1 protein-coding gene is annotated in these 2,764 nt (G+C 76.2%); it reads left to right on the forward strand.

Going from position 1 to position 2,764, the window contains the following annotated elements; all coding sequences use genetic code 11:
• Positions 1–371 precede the first annotated feature (371 nt).
• Positions 372–2,546: an acyltransferase family protein gene (locus ACWGL3_RS31920; protein WP_452462149.1), complete on the forward strand. Its 2,175-nt coding sequence runs from the start codon at positions 372–374 to the stop codon at positions 2,544–2,546.
• Positions 2,547–2,764 lie beyond the last annotated feature (218 nt).

Raw genomic sequence — 2,764 nt, forward strand, 5'->3', positions numbered from 1 at the left:
CTCCCGGAGCCCGGGGGCGGAGCCGTGCGCCCCGCCGCAGAGGGGCGGAAAGGCGGATCGGGGCCGGGCACGCCCGGCGCACCGTCCGCCGCCGTGTGATCCGGGGCACCCGCCCCCCGGCGCGAGGCTACGCGTCAACACTGATTCCGTCTCGACTCGACAACAGGGTCCGCCCGGGAGGCGGGCCGCCCGCGGCGCCCGCCGATACTGGACCCGCAGGGTTTCCCGGGCGCCGTCGGCGCCCCGGCGCCGCGTCCGGCTCCCGCCCCCGGCGGCGCCGGGCCCGGTCCTCCCGCGACCGCGCTCCCGGAGCACGGCCCGGCCGCTGCCCCTGGCCCATCCCTGTCGAGTCCCGAGGCTGATCCGCACCCGTGCCCCTTCCCGCCCCCTTCCGCCCCGAGCCCTCCCCCGCCCGCGTCGAACCGGGGCGGCGGCGCTCCGACATCGAGGGGCTGCGCGCCGTCGCGGCGCTGCTGATCGCCGTCTACCACATCTGGTTCGGCACGGTCTCCGGAGGCGTCGACGTCTTCCTCCTGCTCACCGGGTTCCTCGTCACCGGCTCGCTGGTCCGGTCGGTGGAGCGCGACGGGCGGATCGCCTTCGGGGCGTTCTGGGCCAGGCTGGTCGAGCGGCTCTTCCCGGCGGGGGCGGTGGTGCTCGCGGCCGTGCTGGCGGGCGCGTACCTGATCCTGCCGCGTTCGCGGTGGACGGGGGTCATCGCGGAGGTACAGGCCTCGGCGCTGTACTTCGGCAACTGGCGCCTGGCCCTGGACTCGGTCGACTACATGGCGGAGAACGCGTCCGCGAGCCCCGTGCAGCACTTCTGGTCGCTGGCGGTGCAGGGGCAGTTCTACCTGCTGTGGCCGCTCCTGATCGCGGCGGCCGGCCTGCTCGCGGCGCGGCTGGGCCGGAACGTGCGCGCGGTCGCGCTGCCCGCGGTGGGCGCGGTGCTGGCGGTGTCGTTCGCGTACTCGCTGTGGATCACCGCCGCCGAGCCCGTGTGGGCCTACTTCGACACCGGGGCGCGGTTGTGGGAACCGGCCCTGGGGGGCGTGCTCGCGCTGGTCGTCCACCGGGTGCGCCTGCCCCGGAGGCTGCGGACCGCCGCGGGATGGCTGGGGCTGGCCGCGCTGGCCGCCTGCGGGGTGGTGGTCGGCGACGCGCTCCCCTACCCCGGTTTCGCGTCCCTGTGGCCGGTGTGCGCCGCGGTCCTGGTCGTCCTGGCGGGCACGGGCGGGGACGGCGCCCCGCTGTCGGCGACCCGCCTGCTGGGACTGCGCCCGCTCACCTGGTTGGGCGGCCACGCCTACACGCTGTTCCTGTGGCACTGGCCCGTGCTGGTGTTCCACCTGGAGGTCACCGGCCAGGACCGCCCGACACCGGCGGGCGGCCTGCTCGTGCTGGGCGTCTCGTTCGCGGCCGCCGTGGCCACGAGCCGGGTGGTGGACGGGAGCGTGGGCCGGCTCACCCGTACGCGGAGCGCCCCGTCGTGGTCGCTGGCCGCGGGCGTCCTGTTCGTCGTCCCCGTGCTGGCCGCGGGCCTGCTGTGGGGCGGGTCCATCGAGCACGACCGCAGGCTGCGCCTGGAGCTGAGCTCCGACCCGCTGGCCTACCCGGGCGCCGCGGTGCACCTGGACCCCGAGCTGAGGGCGAACCTGCCCGCGCTGCCGGTGTACCCGGACACGACCACGGTCGTACGGGACACCATCGACCAGACCTCCGAGTGCAACTCCCTGCTCCCGGACACGGAGATGCGCAGGTGCGTGTTCGGCGACCCCGGGGCGGACTACACACTGGTGCTGACCGGCAGCTCGCACGCCCGGCACTGGTTCCAGGCCCTGCGCCCCATCGCCGAGCGGCACGGGTGGCGGCTGGTGGTGATGACCAAGAACGCCTGCCAGTTCAGCGCGGAGCCGCAGACCTACCGGGGCGAGCCCTTCGCGGAGTGCACCGTCTGGAACGACCGGGTGATGGACGAGATCGCGACGCTGCGGCCCGATGCCGTGTTCGCCCTGGGATCGCTGACCCGGGCGGGAGAGGGCGCCTCCGAGCACGTGCCGGACGGTTTCGTGGAGCGGTGGCGGCAGCTGGAAGACCTGGGCGCGGACGTGGTCGCGGTCCGCGACACCCCCCGTTTCGGGTTCGACGTGGCCGAGTGCGTCGACCGCCACGGCGCCGGGCGCTGCACGGAGGACCAGTCCCGCTCGATGGCGCTCTCCTCCCCCTTCGAGGACCTGGAGGAGGTGCCGGGCAACACGCGGTTCCTGGACATGACCGACTACCTGTGCGAGGAGGGCCGGTGCCGCGGGGTCATCGGCAACCAGCTGGTGTACTACGACTCCGACCACTTCTCCTACGCGTTCTCGACGTCGCTCGCGGTGGTCCTGGAACCGCACCTGCTCGACGCCCTCGTGGACGCCCCTGCGGACGGGGGCTCCCTCGCCGAGGCGGCGGGCCACCCGCTCGTGCCCGTCGGCTCCTCCGGGGAGGAGGCGGACGGGCCACCGCGTACCGGCCCCACGGGAAGCGGCGGGGAGGGGCCCTGACGGTCGCGCCCCGGTGGCGTGGACCGGACCCTCCCCCGCGCGGCGGTCCCCGCGTCCTCCAGGCGGCCGTGCGCGCCCGCCGGGCGCGGTGCGGCGTCCGGGGCCGGCCCTGCGTCCGGGACAGGGACACCGGGGCCGGGCGGGGGCCTGGCGGCGTCCGGGGCCGGGCCCCGTCCGGCCCCCGGGCGCGGACGACGGCGGCGGCCGCCCCCGGGAGG

The organism is Nocardiopsis sp. NPDC055824 (assembly GCF_053616335.1).